Here is a 16,784-nt window from a genome sequence, read left to right as displayed (position 1 = left end):
TGCTCGGGGGAGGGCGCAATGAGTAAAGCGATATTAAACCGAAATCTGCGGAAGCTCCATTTGTGGTTCGGGATCGGCATTGGTCTGCAATTAGGCCTGTGGTTAATCTCCGGGCTATTCATGACAATTTTTTCAATCGATCACGTTCGGGGCACACATTTACGCAGTGAGCAGAGCCCGCAGGTTATAGAACGAAATTTAGATATTCTTGGCCCACTGGATATTCTGTCCAAACACGCTCTCGCACCGCAATCTCTCAGCTTGCAATATGTTGATGGTGACCCCGTTTATTTAGCGCTCAGTGATGCCAAACCCCAAATCTTTGATGCCAAGACAGGCGTCGCCCGCCCCTCCATGACCGAAGCGCAAGCGACGAGAATTGCCGTCAAGAATTATGCGGGTCGGAGCACTGACACAGAGGCGTCATTTTTCGAAACTAAAACACCGCGTGAATATGGTCGCGCGGGTCCTGTCTGGCGCATTGATTTCGATAAGCCGGATGCCGCCAGCTTCTACGTTGATGCAACAACAGCCGAAATTAAAGCCGTTCGGACAGGGTTGTGGCGCACCTTTGATTTCATGTGGGGGCTACACATTATGGATTGGACCAACCGAGAAAATTTCAATTCATGGTGGCTCAAAACCGTTGCGGCGCTTTCCGTCCTATTCTTTCTGACAGGGTTTGCTCTCGTGATATTGAGGCTTCGGGGCACATTGAAGCGACGTCGTTTATCAAAAGGGATTTGAACGTGGTGTTTCTGACGTCAGACAAGGGGGAACGCCTGTTCTGTTTTATCTCGATGCGTATGGGAACGTTCGACATACGGGGATGACAAACCAGGAGGCCTTTTTAGCGGACTTTGAGAGAAGTTATGTCCGACGTTAGGCACATCATAACGACTAGTTGGATCACTTGACGGGATGTTTTGAAGTATCGAAACGGGTGTTAGGTCATGAGCCGACCCTAGAGCATCGCTTCAAATCATTTTTCCCTGACAATGCTCCCCTTAATGTAGCCAAGCTTCACTGTCTGACGTCAGCGCCTGTGTCTCAGATTTAGGTCTGGGCTAAGAGAGACATTTCGCTCATCTTTATTCTCATGGAGAGAAAGATGAGACAGAGTAAAACAACGTCCGGCGAACGGACGATCAAAGACATCAAACGTAAAACTCGTAAGCAGTATTCAGCCGAGGAGAAGATCCGCATCGTGCTGGGCGGGGTCCTGGAGTGTAACGTCACCAAGAAGCGCAATAAACTCACCGCCTTAATGTTCCTGAAGATAGCGATGAAGCGCTACGGACCGCCGCTAATGGTCGTCACGGACCGACTCCGACCCTACGGCGCTCGTTGCGCGATTTCGGCAATCAGGACCGACAGAATACAGAGCAATACGTCAACAACCGAGCCGAGAATTCACATCGACCGTTCCGGCGTAGAGAGCGCGCCATGACCCGCCTCAAGAAAACGTCAACGCTCCAGAAATTCGTCTCAACCCAGGTCTTGATCTACAACCACTTCAACCATCAGAGACATCTCGAAATCCGTACTCGTTTTAGAGCGATGCGTAATGTGTCGCTCGTAGAATGGCGGCAGTTGATTGCCGTCTAGGGGGAGTAGTCTGTTAGAAATTCGACTGTAGCCGTTTAAGCTGACAATGCCCTCCCTTGGTTACCGGGGGACGCCAAACGGCTTGCCACTCGGTTGTGCCTAGGACATGGTGGTTCGTATTATCCTACTAAATGGGGACTTATCTTGAACACGAAATCCGCAGCTCTACTACTGGCATTGGTTGCATTGACTGGTTGCAATCCCGTGATGACACCCGTTGCAACAATCGAATGCGCGACTACGCAGACAGAATGCCTCAACCAATGGTTCGATACTAAGTTCGAAGAAGAGCTGGCCTTCAGCCCCCTCCGCCAGACCGCCCTGGGGCGAAAGACTGACTATGACAAGATTGATGATCTGAGCATCGAAGCCGCGGAAACGCAAATCGCGTGGTGGCAGCAGTCTGTCGCGGCCATGGAGGCCAATTTCGATTATGATGAACTGTCAGGCGATGCAAAGCTGTCCTTTGATATGTTTAAGTTCCGCGCGGATCAAGCCGTACGCGCGGCGGAATTTTTCGATCAACAATTTATCCTCGAGCAGATGGACGGCGCGCACACCGGCATCCCGTCCTATGTGCTCAGCTTACACAGTGTGGAAACTGAGAGCGAGATGGAGGCTTTCATCGCCCGGCTTGACGGCATTGGTTCAGCCATGGATCAATCTCTCGCGAAGGCTCAGGCCAATGCCAGTTTGGGCGTTCGCCCGCCGCGCTTTGCCTATGATTTCGTGATCAAGGAATCACAGGGTCTCATAACCGGCGCGCCATTCGATGACGGAGAGCCTTCGGCGTTCTGGGAAGGAACGCAGACACGGCTAGCGACGCTGGTCGAGGGCGGAACCATCACGCAAGAGCGCTCCGATGAATTGCTGGAACGAGCGCGCGTGACACTGACAGAAACGACCGGTCCGGCCTATCAACGGATCGTCGACTGGATGACACAGGACCGTCCAAACAGCGATGAGGTTGCCAAAGGCGTATCCGCATTGCCTAACGGCAAGGCATATTATGCCTACCAGCTCGCGCAGATGACAACCACCAATCTGACCGCCGACGAAATTCATGATCTTGGCCTTTCCGAAGTCGCGCGTATTCGTGCCGAAATGGAAGCGCTGAAGGACAACACGGGTTTTGAGGGATCGCTGGAGGATTTTTTCGTGTTTACTCGCGAAGACCCGCAGTTTTTCTTCTCTGACGATGAAGCGGGAGCGCAGGCCTATATCGACCGCGCGACAATGCATATCGACACGCTAAGCGAACGCCTGCCAGAATTCTTTGGACGACTACCTAAGGCCAAACTTGAAGTGCGCCGCGTTGAATCGTTCCGCGAACAGGATGGGGCATCGCAGCACTACCAAGTCGGTACCCCCGATGGGTCGCGCCCTGGTGTTTATTATGCGCACCTTTCCGATATGACCGCGATGCCGATTCCGCCGCTCGAAGCGATCGCCTATCATGAGGGAAATCCAGGCCACCACATGCAAAGCTCAATCGCGCAAGAACTTGAGGGCGTACCGCTGTTCCGCTCTCAAGGCGGCTATATGCCCGCCTATGGTGAGGGCTGGGGCCTGTATGCCGAGGCACTGGCTAAGGAAATGGGCGGTTACGAAGACCCATACTCGGACTTTGGCCGGTTGCAGAGCGAGATATGGCGCGCGATCCGCCTTGTCGTTGACACGGGCATACACTCAAAAGGATGGACCTTGGATGAGGCGGTTGCTTACTGCCTTGAAAATTCGCCTAATCCGGAAACAGTGGCTCGATCCGAGGTACAACGCTATTTCGTGCTGCCCGGGCAGGCCACATCCTATAAAATCGGCATGATCCGCATTCAGGAACTTCGCGCAAAAGCTCAAGATGAATTAGGCGACGATTTTGACATAAGGGGTTTCCACGACACTGTGCTTGGCAGCGGCGACGTTCCGCTATCGATCCTCGAAAAACAAGTAGATCAATGGATCGCTTCGAAGAAGGCTAGCTAGCAAACCCCAAGTAAGTCCCAACCCAAGGGAGCGAAATCGCAAATCGTTCTCTATGGGGTTCAAATTTTGAGCTCTAGGCAACAATGGACTGTATCTACACTGACGTGCAGAAATGGCCTTTGGGCTAAGGTCTGCTACCGGGGATTAACCCCCGTTTTCTTACTTGGTTTCTATTTTTGACTGGACTTCATCGACAAGCTGACAATGCCACATGAACCCATATTCTGCTCGAATGAGGGCGTAAGCGTTTAAGCTGATAAGGCTCCGGCGAGAGCCAAAATGTCGCAGACCCTAATCGGGCTTCCCGTTGATCCAAGTCACATCCGGTCCATAAAGCGGAACGCTCGCGATACTCATCTTGGCGGACCCTTCAACGACTTGCCGGGAGTAAACGAGGTAAACCAGAGTATTATTCTCGCGATCATAAATACGACGAACGGTTAGCTTTTTGAAAATGGGCGATTGTCTCTGCTTAAAGACGGTTTCACCACCTTTTCCGAGGTCGATGTCACCGACAATGACCGGTCCCGTTTGTACACAGTTTATGGATCCATTTGACGGGTTTTCAAACCAAGAGCCTTGTTTAAGCCGATCGTAAACACCGCGGTCAAAATGAGCCATGTGGCACGTCACGCCTGCGACTTTCTCGTCAGTGAAGGCATCGATTTTTATCTCATTGCCAGTCCAATCGTTGTTAATTTCCGCAATTCCCTGTGTGTTGTTCGCGCCACACGCTCCGAGGAGGATGGCAAAGATGATGGGTAAGACTTGTAGTTTCATGTCGACTTCTTTGACTCCAGACTTTCAGAAACAGGGCGTAAAGTGTATCATTCGGGAACGCGCGCTTTGTCGGTTTTTGATTGACCGTTGAGAACTTTCCGCATGCCATAGGTTATGACGGAAGCGAGGATAGTGCGGACGATGAATTTCATAATTTTTCCTTTCGTGTTCCTTCTTGCAATTCGTTTGAGGATCAATTGTTCCATTCGGATCAGAATTGACACAGGGTTTATGCCGAGAGGTCACCATGTTTGGCCCGTACATTGTCAGGGAAGGATTGCCTTAACGACTTCAAATTGGCGTGCGTTTATGGCCAAGAACCCGTTTCTCTTATGAGAGTTTCCGGTTCCGGGTGGATCGATTTCGGCGCGTGTACGCAAAGCAGGTCCGTGCAAAGCGTTCAGTTTATCTACGTGAACACACGAAATGGAAATGGCATCTTGATGAGGTCTTTGTGAAGATCAACGGAACTCAGTATTATCTATGGCGTGCGGTTGATCATGAGGGTGAAGTTCTTGAATGTTTCGTCACAAGGAACCGGGATAAACTAGCAGCTCTGCGGTTCTTGAAGAAAGCGATGAAACGCTACGGTCCACCGCGAATTGTCGTCACAGACAAGCTCTGGTCTTACGGCGCCGCGATGCGCGCTATTGGTAATCAGAGCCGCCAGAACACCGAGCGGTATGCCGACAATCAAGAGGAGAATTAACACCGACCGTTCCGACGACGAGAGCGCGGCATGACGCGGTTTATGTAGACCTCAACGCTTCAGAAGTTCGTTTCCACCCAAGCCTCAATCTATAATCACTTCAACCATCAGAGACAACTTGAAAGCCGGACCCGTTTCAAGTCACTCCGTGTCGCGTCGCTCGCAGAATGGCGCCAGTTTATTGCCGTCTAGCGGTGGGAAAATTTGTTAGAAGTCCAGTCTTGCCCGTTTAAGCTAACAATGCCTCAAATCACTCTATGACTGCAGGGAAGCTATCAAATCGGTACGTAACGAGTTTTGAGGTTCCCGTGTTCACAAATAAGGACGAAATTATTTCTTTGTCTTCATATGTCCAGAACATGTGCGCATGGTTGTTTATCGTAATATTTAATTGATTCATGCCTTCTCTAAATTGAGTGGCGGGAATATGGATGCTGTTGCCATACACACGCTGAATCTTTTCTCCATTGATATACAGATGCGCGTGACCCTGAATAAACCCTGTTGAGGCATTAATTCTCGGTGCCATCAAGTTTTCCATTGCGACTGCAATCGGCGGCGCAGTCATCTCATACTGATCAATATGCAGTCTCAGATTATATCCTGACATAACATCGCGCGTGAGTGTCGCGGAGAGCCTTGGTGAAGGCACGCCTTCCGGAACTGCTACTGGAATATGCGAGTGGTCCATGGCCGTGGATTTTTGAGACACTGTTGACGCCGGATCAATCCTGTTGGGTTTGGTTTGCGCAAGCGTTGCCATGCTCAACATTTTCGCTGTGGCAGTCGTACTTTTTCGACTGCCACCACACATATTATCAGCGACATCAATTCCCAAAGCCGTTGAAATGGCCTCTATGGAATCGGGTTCTGGCTCTGCTTTCGCATTCTGCGCACTTAGAGCGGAGAGACCAAATAGTCCGGTTAAGGCTAAAATTGCCAGAGCGCGATTGCCGCGTGTTATAATATTCATTCTAACCGCCCGGAGGAGGGCCTGGGGGAGGACCACCATTCGATTGGTCACTACTCCCGCAACTTGCTACGGCATTATCCGGGATGGATCCGGAGTAACGCGGTCCAAATGTGTAGGGGTAAGTCAGCTTTGTAACGCCATTTTCGAGCTTTTGGGTAAAGTGATAATGATACCCTTTGCCATCGCCCGTATCATGACCGTTATTTTGATCAAGTTGGGCCCCCGTAATCGTGGCGCCTGTATAATAAAAGTCTTCGAAATAAGTCCCGGAAACCGCCATAATTGAGTTTCCTGAAAGCGAAGATACAATTTCAGAAGTCGTTGGGCCGTTTGACGGCGAAGCTACGGTGCCGGCCGAGAGGTCGTAACGATCCACCATCTCACATGATCGGACACCGGCCACCCCACAGCCCGTGGCGCTGTTTACATCATCAAAATCGCGCGTGGCCCATCCGGAGAGTGCAAATGTATTCTCTGATTCATACGGGCCATAAACAGGAAAGCCGTCAGCCGCATATCCAATAACGGGGGAGTGAGCACTTCCATCATCGCCAAGCAATTCCTTTAGGCAACGACCATAACTATGAAGGTGGTAATCCCCGTTTGCGGAGTGACCATAACAGACATCAAGGTCATAAACCTCAAAGGCAATCGCCAGGTTTTGCCAGTCACTGGCATTGTTATATGACATTGTATCGCCCCACCCGAAAATCGCGGCGCCGTTAACAAGATAGCCGATTGCACCAATCCCCGTTTCACAGGCGCCGTCAACGGCGTTGTCTCGCAGGGCAGGGCTCTTTGTAAAGTAACCCTCACGGCTCTGCATGATCGGGCATGCAGGTCCCGGAGGCCAATAGCCTGTACCGCCTGTTACTGCGCAGTTTTGACGGTCAGCCGTATCTTGAACATAGCCGATGTCCTCACCAAATACGATCGAGTCACCGACGTTAACTGTTGTTGACCCAATCGTGAAATCGGTCCCGGCTTTTGGACGGTCATTCAGTTCATCAACAATCTCTTGCGTAATTATAAGATCAAATTTCGGAATGCCTTCAGTTTCGACATAATTGTAGTCGACCCCATCAATTGTTTGAACTTCCGCCAATTGTACATCATACATGACGCCTTGGGCTTGCGTGCTGCTCTCAAATATTTCGGTTGACCGCTCTGTCGTGTTGAGGATCCAATTATCTGCGGATGTCGTCGAGGCGCTAACTGTAATCGTTATCGCGACAGTATCAGATGCCGTTGTCGTTCCATCGTTCACAGCTAGAGTTAGAATAATGTCAGTTTCTGATGTGATATCCGGAGCTGTAAAGGTCGGGTCTTCAATAGTCGCCGAGCTAAAAGTGACGGCGGGTCCAGACGACTGCGACCAGCTGTAACTTAATGCGTCGCCATCAGCATCCGTCGCCGTCGCGGAAAGCTGTACTGTCGAGCCTTCGATGGCGGATTGGGCTGAGCCTGCGTCGACAACGGGCGCGGAATTGGTGGTAACGCCTGCTCCACCGTTATCAGAGTTACCGCTGCAAGCTGTCAGGGCGCTTGATAACATTAAAAATTTTATGCCGGTTGAAAATTTCATTCCTGAGACCTTATGGAATTATTATTAAACTCCACTATCGAAAGGCGCTCGTCTTTGAATGCTGCAAATTGTATCGCTTTGTATCAGCTTTGATATCAATGGGCTGAATACCTTATGCTGAGACGGTGAAATGAACCTCCAATACGTTTTCGCAACGCCGAATTTCAGTCTTGTTGATGTGTTTTTTGTCGACATTGTCAGGGAAACTTACGCTTAGGTCGATGAGATATAGGGTTGTCGCATGACCCAGAACCCGTTTCGTTATTTCAAAACATCCCGCGAGATCATTCAACTTGACGTGATGATGTATGTCCGTTTCCCGCTTTCGCTCCGAAACGTCGAAGGTCTTCTCCATGAGCGCGGGATTGACGTTTGTCATGAGAGCGTTCGGCTTTGGGTTGATCGGTTTGGGCTCGTGTTCGCAATGCGGATCCGTAAAAACGTTAGTTTATCTGCGCGAAAAACCGCTATGGAAATGGCCCCTCGATGCGATGTTTGTGAGGATCAATGCGTTCAACTTAAGCTGACAAGGCCCCTCTGCGACAAAACTCCAACGAATGTGTGTTTAGGTTAATTAAAATTACCCGCCCGCCGCGCGCTTATCCGCATCCGATGCCGTTTCTGCAATTCGGGCTGCAGCACGGGTCCGGACCATTGTGTCGACCGCCGCGCCGATGCGGGAGTGGTCCCACGCGGAGTTCGTCTTGCGCACATCGCTCATCATGGCGACGATATAGCGTTTTTGCCCGGCATTATCGTCGACCCCAGCGGCGGGTGTTTCAACGACAGTGATGGAGTTCATCAGGTTCTGCGCATTACCCATATATTTTCCGCATTTAAAGCCCTCTTCGGGCGTGCATTTATACAGCGAACCTGATTTGAAATAGACAGCGGCAGGTTTCAAATTATCACTGAAGACATAGCGGTAGCGGCGCGACGTCGTGTAGAGATAGTTTTTCATTCGCAGCGATGACCAATTGTCAACGAGCCGCCCCTGTTCCATCCGCAAAAGAAAGCGCGCCATTTCCATCGGCGTTCCGCGCGATCCGCCATTTCCGGGAACAATGGTTTTGGCTGTGGAAGTCCAAAAGCTACCGATCCAAAACGTATCTGGATCAAGGCCTGCGCCGATCATTGGGTCGCGCACCGCACTGCTAGAGAGACGCCATAATTCCGCCTTAGAAGTTGTGCGAAAAAAATTGGCTTCTTCTTCGGCCGTGGGCGGATATTGGTCGCCATAATGGCGTAGCAGGAGGGCTTCTTTCCAGATGGTCGCGGCAGCGGCGTTGGCGGAATAGGCAATGGCAAAATCAATCCATTCAGCCAAAGCAAACGTCTCGCCGGGCATGATTTTGGACGACTTCATCGTGCCTGTCGCATTGTCCCAATGGGGAACGCCATGATCGTCCCATTTGACCCACTCGCCTGCCGTGATCTGGCGCTGACGCAGAATACGTTCGCGGTCTTCAATACTGGGAAAGGCACGTTCCAACTCTGAGAATAAGCCAAGCATCGTGATGATTTTGCCGACAGATCCTGGAATTTGCGAGCGATTTTCGCGTAATCCCGCCCAACGAATATCGGATGGATCTGTAATGTCCGCCACAACCAGCCCATAGGAGGCGTCGCGCCCTTTAAACATTTGATCAAGCGCAGCTTGCAATTCTGCATCACGCGGCGTGCCACCAAAGTCCCACGCGGCACCGGGTGTGGCGAGCAAGTGCAAATGCATATCAACGGTGCTGAGTTTCGCGCCTGCGGGCATCTTATCCGGGTTTGCGCCTTTAAGACGGTTGATCGACGTGTCCTGCGCATCAATGGGGTAAGAGGTCGCTGTGATCGGCATAAACGCACAGAGAGCCGCGGCGGCCGTGAATTTGAGATGTGAGCGGGTCATCATGTGACTATTCCTTATTAAGCGGCGCGGACAGCAATACTGACTTTGTTCCCACAGGTTTGGGGATAACGGCGCCGACCACGGTTTCGGCGAGCGCCGCCCCGCGTTGCACAAGCGGACGGATCTGCAGCAAATAAAGCTTACCGCCTGCGAAGCCGAATTCGATATCAAAAGGCAATGGCTTGCCGTCAGGACCAAGACTGACCGGATAGCGGGCTACGACTTCAGCGGCAAGATTACGCAGCTCTGCGGTTTCAGCCGTTGTGAGAATGTCGCCGGATGAAGCGGGCCGCCAGCCGACACCGCCTTCGGGTTTCAGGTAACGCTGAAACGGGGCTTTGGCTTCTGCCAACACAATGTCCTGACGCGGAGTCAGCAGGTAAGAGGCTGCGCTCTCGCCGTCCACTGCGCCGCCAACGCCGTAAGCTACACTGACGGTCAGGCTGTTAGGGCGGTTTTGTCCCGACAGATCGGTGGTGACGAGCACTCCGCTTTTCTCGCTCGGCACGGACTGCATCAGCAGGACGGAGCTAAACACGTCTTCCGGATTACTCAGCACCTGACTACGCCATGCCATGGCGCGGCGGGTATAAACGCTGCTCCAGACTTCCGGAATGCCATCGAAAATATTCTTATCACCCGTCACGTTCGGCAAGGTCAGGTTAAGACCTGCACCCGTGAATTGCGGCAAATCCTCCATATTCGTGTCAGAGCGGATGAACAGGCCTGTGCTGCGGTCGAACGCCTTTAACTGTTCGGTCAACGCAGCGCGGGTGGCGGCATTGACAGGCGTGGCTTTGACGCGGTCATACGCCGTGTCGAGCGCGATTAGGAAAGCGTCTTCGGTAATTCGTCCGGCGCGGTAATCCTGAAAACTGCGGGCCAATGCAGCGCGCGGGGCTTCGACATGAGCGGCGAATGCACCGAAAGGCAAGGCGACTGCAGGCGCAACCCGGTCAGGGAATAGCCGCGCCAGTTCGCCGACATTCGCCGCTTTCGGCCCGACGATCTTGCCTGATAAGCTCGCCTGCAGCTCGGATAATGGCACAGGTGCGATACGGGCGAGGTTAGGTTGCGGTGCTGGGACCGTGCCCGTTTTTCCGATGGAGGACGGCGCGCCGGCTTTGGCGGCGGGCAGTTTATAATTATCGGCTCGCCGTAATAAAACACGCCCATCTGCGGTGGCTGCCAGCTCAACGGCTTGTCCCTCATAGGACGCGAGTTCTGATTGCAAGTCGGCAGAGACAACTACGTTGGGAATACCCAGATTGCGGGCAAGAATTTGTACATGGGAGAGCGGATTACCCTCGCCGACGGTAATAATTCCGGCGGCGGGAAACAACTCGGCTATCGTGCTGGGTATGATGACAATATCTGTAGAGGCGTAAGCTGGTAGGCTGCCGTCTGGTCCGGGCTCAACCACACGTAAGCGGCCTTGCGCGCGGCCAGGGTTGAGAGCGAGCGCGGACCGGGTCTCGCCCATGATCGAGGCACTGATGCCAGAAAGCTGCCCGACATCACGGGACAATAATTCCGTAATTTCGGTGAGTGGCTGCAAAATCGACCCGCGCAACAAATCATCGGTAAATTTCGCGGCACGCGAGTCGAGCGCCGTGTATTTAGCCAGCGGTTCGGCAAAGACGTAGCGAACGTGTGTCTGCGCCCAAGCCGGAACTAATTGCAGACGCTGGACGGCAGCGGCGTAACGCGGCGTGCCAGCACGGTTCCCGTTCAACGCGCGCAGCGGGCTGGCCACACGGCGGGCTTCGCTCTCAGACAGATAGCCCAGATGATAAGCGGCGTCGGTTAGCTGCGCGGCACGGCGTAAGGCTTCGGCGCGGTTTTCCGGTGCAGGCAGAGCGCGCGCGGCGCTAAGTGCGTCGGCTTCCAGCGCGGTCATGAGGTCGAGCAGGCGCAAGGCGTCGACGAGCGTGGCAGTTTGAAATTTTTCATACGAAAGCGCCAAGGCGTCTGCCGTGCGGTCCAAGGCCGGGGCGTCAGAACGGAGGATAACGGCAATATCGTTTAGCTTGTTCCCCAATGATCCAGCCAAGCGGCCAAGCCGCTGGCGGGTCTGTTCGGGCGAATAGAGCTCCGTTAGCTGCGCCTGAACGCGGGCGAGAAGGGCTTTCTGTTCTGTCGGCAGCCCTGTGTTAATGCGCGCCCACGCCTCGACGCGGCCCAGCGTCGCGGCGCTCGGTTGGCCGTGAATTTCGGCACGTAAAGGTTCAAATCGGCGGTTGGTTTCGGCCAGTGTCTGGCTGTCGCGGCGCAGTTCGCGCACGATATCGTCGCTTTTGCCGCCATGAGGAATGGCGCGGGCCAGCTCGCGCAGCAGCAGAGTATCCTGCGCGCGGTCGGCTTTGGCGAGTGTGGCGAGCAAGAGGTCTCGTCCGGCGACTTCTTCATCTTCGATCTGAACGCGTCCGCGATAGGACCGCGCGCCGCGCAGCACCCAGCCATCATCCACCGCGATCATATAGGATTCGAGCGGGAGGTCGCGCAGACGCGTAAAGGAGCGGGCATCAGGCCCGGCAGATCCGCTGTCGAAATTCTGAAAAATCGTCCCGACCGGATAGCCGAGTGTGGCAAGGCGGTCGCGTTGAGCGGAGAATTTGGCGAACTGATTGCCCCCGCCATGCGGCGCGCAGGCGCTCGGACGGGGCGGCAGAACGGTGCCGTCTTTGCAGACCCATTGAATGTTTGAGTAGGGGCCTTTTGGACTGGCGCGCATGGCGTCGACCAACGTGCGCGCTTCATCGATGACCGCCGCTTTCGGCGCGTCTGTGGCGGGGGCGCGGGCCATCGCCGCGCTGGCGATCAGGGCCAACGCGGTTCCGAGCAGAGCTGATTTCAACATAGTGTGCCTTGGAGTCAGTACGAGTAAAGCGCAGTGCGCGCTGTTAATCAATTCTCAGGATGAAGAATGGTTTCAACAGCCGGAATCAAATCTTTCAATATATCACCGCCCGCATCGCTTTGTACGATCCCGACAAGGATATAGCGCCGCCATGGTTCTTCCCCCCAGACGATGACGCTATCGGCATGGTAATCGCGCCACGTCCCGCTTTTGCGATAAAGATCCGCGTCCGGCGCCAGCTGTCCAAGCGAGGCGACGAATTTGTGGCGAATGCCTGGGTCCGCGAGCGCCTGCAGCATATTGTAAGACGTGGCTTCATCGACCAAGCGTCCTGTGGCGAGCAAATAGTAATACCGTGCAGTTTGGAACGCCGACGCGCCATGACTGACGCCTGCGACCGGATCGGTAACGCGGCGTCCCGTCTTGGCGTAACGTTTTCCAACCCATAGCCCACCGCCATTCTCTGCGTCATATAATCCGTAACGCGGATCGGCGAGTGTTATATTGATAGCGTCAAGGCCGCCGACCCGATCGATCATCCGAGTTGCTGCGCCGTTCGATGAATTTCGTATCATGGCATTCATGTCGGACTCCACCTCGGGCGTAGCCTCCAAAACCCCTCGTGAAATCTGATCATAAGCGGTCAGCAAAATTGCGATTTTAGGCATGCTTGCCGCGTAAACGGTCTTGCGACCATTGATTGCGGCGTAACGAGGCGATGACGGATTAGACAAATCGACTAATGCGACGGACAGTCGCCCATCCTTACTCAAACGCGCGAGGCGCGGAGAGCTGTCGATATATTTGTTTAGCTCCGCCTGTAGGGCGGCGTCGCGAGATTGAGAGAGAGGCTGCCACTGTTCGTCTGGAACAGAGACGGGGATGTGCGGAGCACCAAAGGCAGCCGAGGCCGCCATGAACATCAGAGCGGTGACGCCCCCGATGATGGGTCTGTACAAGTTGCGGTCCTTTCGCGCTCGGCCCAGACTTTGCGGCGCCCCTTGCGCTCGCGGATAATCAGAATGCCGACCACAAGCCATAGCACAACCAGCACAAGATTGAACGTGAAAAAGGCTTTAAGGTCGGCGGAAAGAAGCCGTGTGCCTACGATAACGGTTATGGCCGCAAGGCCGTCGGCAACCCGTACACAAACCGTGTCGATGGCCGTTTTCGCCTTGTAAAGAGCCTCCTTGGCGACAGGTAACCAAAGTATATGACGGGCCGTGTTAGCGATCGACGCATTGGTCGCATTCTCCGCTGTCTTAGCAATGGTGATGACGCCAAGTGCTCCGCCAGAACCGACAGCCCCGCCCATAGCACCGTTGGACACAAGCGCGACGAAAGGCGGAATGAGCAACATACCCGCCATCCCTCCATAACGTAGCAAACGAGAGACCAGAAATGCTTGAATAATTAGCCCGATCAAACCGACCCAAACATATATCCGGGCATAAGCGTTCGCTGTCATCGCTGCGCGGCTTTCTGCGTCCATTGGGCCTGACGCTTCGATGGATTCTTGTAGAGCTGCGAATAAGATATTCTCGCCGTTGGTTTGCACCCAGTTGAGCAAGAAGACGAACAGACCGATGAGTAATATATAACGGTTTCCCATAACTATCGCCCATGCTGATCGCGGGTCCTCGGACGGTGTGTCAGGTGATATTTTTGGCGTTTGACCTGTAGCCGCGTCCACCGTCTCGATCCGCCATAGGATCAGCGTTGCGCAAATCAGCGGTAACGGCGCAAAAAGCAGTAGGTCATATGACGAAACCCCGATTTCGATCAGTTTGACCGCGCAGGCACTCCCCGCGACCGCGCCGAGTGATGCGCCTACCGCAATGAGAGGAAATAGACGCATGCCGGCGTCCTGCGTATAAAGGTCTGCCGCATATGTCCAAAATTGCGCGACAACGGTGACGGCGAAGATACCGATCCAGATATAAAAAATGACCCCGCTGAACAGGATTTCATCCGCCAGCAGACCGGGTTGGAACAGCCAAAAGACCGGGAACAGCGCAATGAAGAACACGTTGACCATGACGAGCAAGCGGCGCCGCGACCAGATGTCATAGAGTTTGGCATAAAGCGGAAGCAGCGCGATCAGCACGATAGACTGCAATCCACCCGACGTGGCCCTGACTTCAAGCGCTGTAAGGTCTCCAATGACGGAGACGGCTAGCCAGCTTTCTCGCGCTGGCTTGGCGATGAAAAAAGCCGTCAACATGAAAAATACGGTCAATAGCAAAGCGAAGGTCAGCTGGACTTCGTGTGGTTTGACACGTGTGAAAACGCCTAAAAACCGAGAAATACCAATATTCAGGTCACCCGCAGCGCGCGGCGTCTCATTGTTCGGCTGTCCGGGAGTCATAATGGCGCTCATGGCATGTAATGTGCTGCCACTAAACGGCTTATGTCGGGTGAATAAACGGGTTTCTACGGCATCGTATGAAATAACGTTCTTAACATAAATGTTGTAGAGCCTTATCAGCTGATACGCATTGTGCTTTGGGTTTGAGCGGACGTTCGGTTTTATGCCGCGATTAACACGCGCAGGGCATTGTAGAGTAAACCGATATAGCCCGTGTTGTCGCCAGATATTAGGTTTTAGGCCTCGATCAATTGACCCCATTCTATGAGTGAGGCGTCATGTATTGACTTGAACTGCGCTATACTTTCGAGATGGCTTTTGTGATTGAAGTGATTGTAAAATGAGGCGTGGGTTAAGTCGAATTTCTGGAGTTGTCCGTCGTCATATAGATCGGCACAGATCTTTGGCTAGAGGAAGAGAGACGTTGCTGATCGCCTAGGCTATTATCGAACGACTTCTCTGCGGGCTGTTCTCTTTGATCTCAAATCTTGGTGCGGTCTAAGATGGATGACATGGCGGCACTTATCAAAATTCAGATTATGCGCTTTTCCCGCGGCCATGCTCTAAGACAGCTATGGCGGCAGAGCAGACATTAGCTGAATGGGTATTGTGAGTGCAAGCTGTGCTAGAAGCGATGGGTTGGGGTGATCTGATTAATCAGAACTTGTTCCGCCAATTAAGTGCTTTCCGGGAAGTGACCCTTATGTTGTGCAACTTCGGATTTTTAATTCTTCCATAACTTCGCATTTTCGCGCGTCACTCATGTAAGCACCGTCAAATCCGTTTTTAACGAGCTTAACAATATCATCCTTACTCAGATCAAGAGCATCAGCAATACGAATATAGTTATCGTTTATATAACCGCCAAAGTAAGAGGGATCATCGGAATTAACCGTTACCGCTAAACCAAGATCCAGCATTGTCTTCAGCGGATGGTTTTTCAGATCATCTACGACGCAAAGCTTGAGGTTTGAGAGTGGGCAGACCGTTAAGGTCATTCCTTCGCTGACCAGTCGATTGACCAGTGCGTCATCCTCTAACGAGCGGTTACCGTGATCAATCCTGTCGACTTTTAGAATATCTAAAGCCTCATAGACATATATCGGCGGCCCTTCCTCGCCTGCATGAGCGAATAATTTAAGGCCCAATGCGTTAGACTTTGCGAAAACACGTTCAAACTTAGAAGGTGGGTGGCCCATTTCTGACGAGTCTAACCCGACTCCCAAAAGACGATCATAATAGGGTTCGGCCTGCTCTAACGTTTTAAACGCATCCTCCTCAGAAAGGTGGCGCAGAAACGATAAAATGAGGTGTGAGGTGATCCCGAAATCTGCTTCACCCTGTTCAAGGGCATTCAAAATTCCTTCGATTACATCTGCGAAGGCAATGCCGCGTTCTGTATGAGCTTGGGCGTCAAAAAATATTTCTACGTGTCGACAGTTATCGGCATGAATCCGCTGGAGATAAGCGTATGTCAGGTCGTAGAAATCCTGTCGCGTCTGTAGAACCGACATACCCGCATAATATAAATCGAGAAATTCCTGCAGGTTGCCGAAAGCATAAGCGGTGCGGATGTCATCCACTGTCGAATAGGGCAAGGCGATCCCATTTCGGCGCGCCATCTCAAACATTTGTTCCGGTTCTAGACTCCCCTCTATATGCAGGTGAAGCTCTGCTTTGGGTAGGGATTTGATAAATTCGTGAAGCTGAGTCATTCGTCCATAAGGCCGAATATGCCTCTAAAAGCAATTCATCTTTTGGCGATGGCCGCCTAATTTCCTCCGCACGACCACCACCATCCTATAGTAAGATTTAGGGGGACGGCAGTCAGGTTTGTGTCGTGGTTACCACTCTATGGAGCCTACTCTGACCCAACCTCATGGGGGGTGAGGCCGACTTCCTGATGGAATTCATCTACTGTCTGACGTCAGCGCTCATGGCACAGATTTGAGCCTGGGCTAAGAGAGACTTTGCTCACCTCCATCCTTATGGAGTGAAGCATGAGACAGACTAAAACAACG

General features: G+C 52.8%; 12 protein-coding genes and 2 pseudogenes. 6 read left to right on the top strand and 8 right to left on the bottom strand.

Annotated elements, in window-relative coordinates; genetic code table 11:
- Positions 1 to 18 precede the first annotated feature (18 nt).
- The 4 genes from IE105_RS14080 to IE105_RS14065 all read left to right on the top strand — a co-directional run bounded on the left by IE105_RS14080 (position 19) and on the right by IE105_RS14065 (position 3,591).
- Positions 19 to 747 carry a PepSY domain-containing protein gene (locus IE105_RS14080; protein ID WP_189499529.1) on the top strand — a complete coding sequence of 243 codons (729 nt, stop codon included), beginning with the start codon at positions 19 to 21 and terminating at the stop codon, positions 745 to 747.
- Between the two features lie 364 nt (positions 748 to 1,111).
- Complete coding sequence (locus IE105_RS14075; RefSeq protein WP_189499544.1) at positions 1,112 to 1,450, top strand: hypothetical protein; 339 nt, start codon at positions 1,112 to 1,114, stop codon at positions 1,448 to 1,450.
- Positions 1,348 to 1,608, top strand: a complete 261-nt coding sequence (locus IE105_RS15720) for a DDE-type integrase/transposase/recombinase (RefSeq protein ID WP_189499528.1) — start codon at positions 1,348 to 1,350, stop codon at positions 1,606 to 1,608. Before IE105_RS14075 ends, IE105_RS15720 begins: the two co-directional genes overlap by 103 nt.
- A 144-nt stretch (positions 1,609 to 1,752) precedes the next feature.
- The gene (locus IE105_RS14065; protein ID WP_233354179.1) at positions 1,753 to 3,591 is read left to right on the top strand and encodes a DUF885 domain-containing protein; all 1,839 of its coding nucleotides are present in this window, start codon (positions 1,753 to 1,755) and stop codon (positions 3,589 to 3,591) included.
- Between the two features lie 291 nt (positions 3,592 to 3,882).
- Here the strand turns inward: IE105_RS14065 and IE105_RS14060 are convergent, their stop codons facing one another.
- A complete protein-coding gene (locus IE105_RS14060; protein ID WP_189499527.1) occupies positions 3,883 to 4,371 on the bottom strand; it encodes a CreA family protein in 489 nt (162 codons plus the stop codon).
- 328 nt (positions 4,372 to 4,699) lie between these two features.
- Between IE105_RS14060 and IE105_RS14055 the strand changes: the two are divergent.
- Positions 4,700 to 5,272, top strand: a pseudogene (locus tag IE105_RS14055) (IS6 family transposase); the annotation flags it as partial.
- A gap of 58 nt (positions 5,273 to 5,330) precedes the next feature.
- Here the strand turns inward: IE105_RS14055 and IE105_RS14050 are convergent.
- Both IE105_RS14050 and IE105_RS14045 read right to left on the bottom strand, forming a co-directional pair.
- Positions 5,331 to 6,053: a hypothetical protein gene (locus IE105_RS14050; protein ID WP_189499525.1), complete on the bottom strand. Its 723-nt coding sequence runs from the start codon at positions 6,051 to 6,053 to the stop codon at positions 5,331 to 5,333.
- A gap of 1 nt (position 6,054) precedes the next feature.
- Positions 6,055 to 7,638 (bottom strand): YHYH protein, encoded by a 1,584-nt coding sequence (locus IE105_RS14045; RefSeq protein ID WP_189499524.1) that lies wholly within the window; start codon positions 7,636 to 7,638, stop codon positions 6,055 to 6,057.
- A 241-nt stretch (positions 7,639 to 7,879) separates the two neighbouring features.
- Here IE105_RS14045 and IE105_RS15765 point away from each other — a divergent pair.
- Positions 7,880 to 8,147, top strand: a pseudogene (locus IE105_RS15765) (IS6 family transposase); the annotation flags it as partial.
- Positions 8,148 to 8,218: 71 nt separating this feature from the next.
- Here the strand turns inward: IE105_RS15765 and IE105_RS14040 are convergent.
- The 5 genes from IE105_RS14040 to IE105_RS14020 form a co-directional block, all read right to left on the bottom strand.
- Complete coding sequence (locus IE105_RS14040; RefSeq protein ID WP_189499523.1) at positions 8,219 to 9,538, bottom strand: serine hydrolase; 1,320 nt, start codon at positions 9,536 to 9,538, stop codon at positions 8,219 to 8,221.
- A gap of 4 nt (positions 9,539 to 9,542) precedes the next feature.
- Positions 9,543 to 12,395 (bottom strand): PEP/pyruvate-binding domain-containing protein, encoded by a 2,853-nt coding sequence (locus IE105_RS14035; protein WP_189499522.1) that lies wholly within the window; start codon positions 12,393 to 12,395, stop codon positions 9,543 to 9,545.
- Between the two features lie 47 nt (positions 12,396 to 12,442).
- Positions 12,443 to 13,354, bottom strand: coding sequence for a serine hydrolase (locus IE105_RS14030; RefSeq protein WP_189499521.1), 912 nt, complete (start codon positions 13,352 to 13,354; stop codon positions 12,443 to 12,445).
- Complete coding sequence (locus IE105_RS14025; RefSeq protein ID WP_189499520.1) at positions 13,318 to 14,763, bottom strand: NTP/NDP exchange transporter; 1,446 nt, start codon at positions 14,761 to 14,763, stop codon at positions 13,318 to 13,320. Before IE105_RS14025 ends, IE105_RS14030 begins: the two co-directional genes overlap by 37 nt.
- A 701-nt stretch (positions 14,764 to 15,464) precedes the next feature.
- A complete protein-coding gene (locus tag IE105_RS14020) occupies positions 15,465 to 16,478 on the bottom strand; it encodes an adenosine deaminase (RefSeq protein ID WP_189499519.1) in 1,014 nt (337 codons plus the stop codon).
- Positions 16,479 to 16,784 lie beyond the last annotated feature (306 nt).

The organism is Algimonas arctica, assembly GCF_014652695.1.
Classification (GTDB): domain Bacteria; phylum Pseudomonadota; class Alphaproteobacteria; order Caulobacterales; family Maricaulaceae; genus Litorimonas; species Litorimonas arctica.
Note: the sequence above shows the minus strand (reverse complement) of the source record. Positions and strands in the feature narration are given on the sequence as shown.

Excerpts from the sequence above, each read along its gene's own strand:
- IE105_RS14045 (WP_189499524.1), bottom strand. The coding sequence starts at position 7,638 with ATGAAATTTTCAACCGGCATAAAATTTTTAATGTTATCAAGCGCCCTG.
- IE105_RS14020 (WP_189499519.1), bottom strand. The coding sequence starts at position 16,478 with ATGACTCAGCTTCACGAATTTATCAAATCCCTACCCAAAGCAGAGCTT.
- IE105_RS14080 (WP_189499529.1), top strand. The coding sequence starts at position 19 with ATGAGTAAAGCGATATTAAACCGAAATCTGCGGAAGCTCCATTTGTGG.
- IE105_RS14050 (WP_189499525.1), bottom strand. The coding sequence starts at position 6,053 with ATGAATATTATAACACGCGGCAATCGCGCTCTGGCAATTTTAGCCTTA.
- IE105_RS14060 (WP_189499527.1), bottom strand. The coding sequence starts at position 4,371 with ATGAAACTACAAGTCTTACCCATCATCTTTGCCATCCTCCTCGGAGCG.
- IE105_RS14075 (WP_189499544.1), top strand. The coding sequence starts at position 1,112 with ATGAGACAGAGTAAAACAACGTCCGGCGAACGGACGATCAAAGACATC.
- IE105_RS14040 (WP_189499523.1), bottom strand. The coding sequence starts at position 9,538 with ATGATGACCCGCTCACATCTCAAATTCACGGCCGCCGCGGCTCTCTGT.
- IE105_RS14025 (WP_189499520.1), bottom strand. The coding sequence starts at position 14,763 with ATGACTCCCGGACAGCCGAACAATGAGACGCCGCGCGCTGCGGGTGAC.
- IE105_RS14035 (WP_189499522.1), bottom strand. The coding sequence starts at position 12,395 with ATGTTGAAATCAGCTCTGCTCGGAACCGCGTTGGCCCTGATCGCCAGC.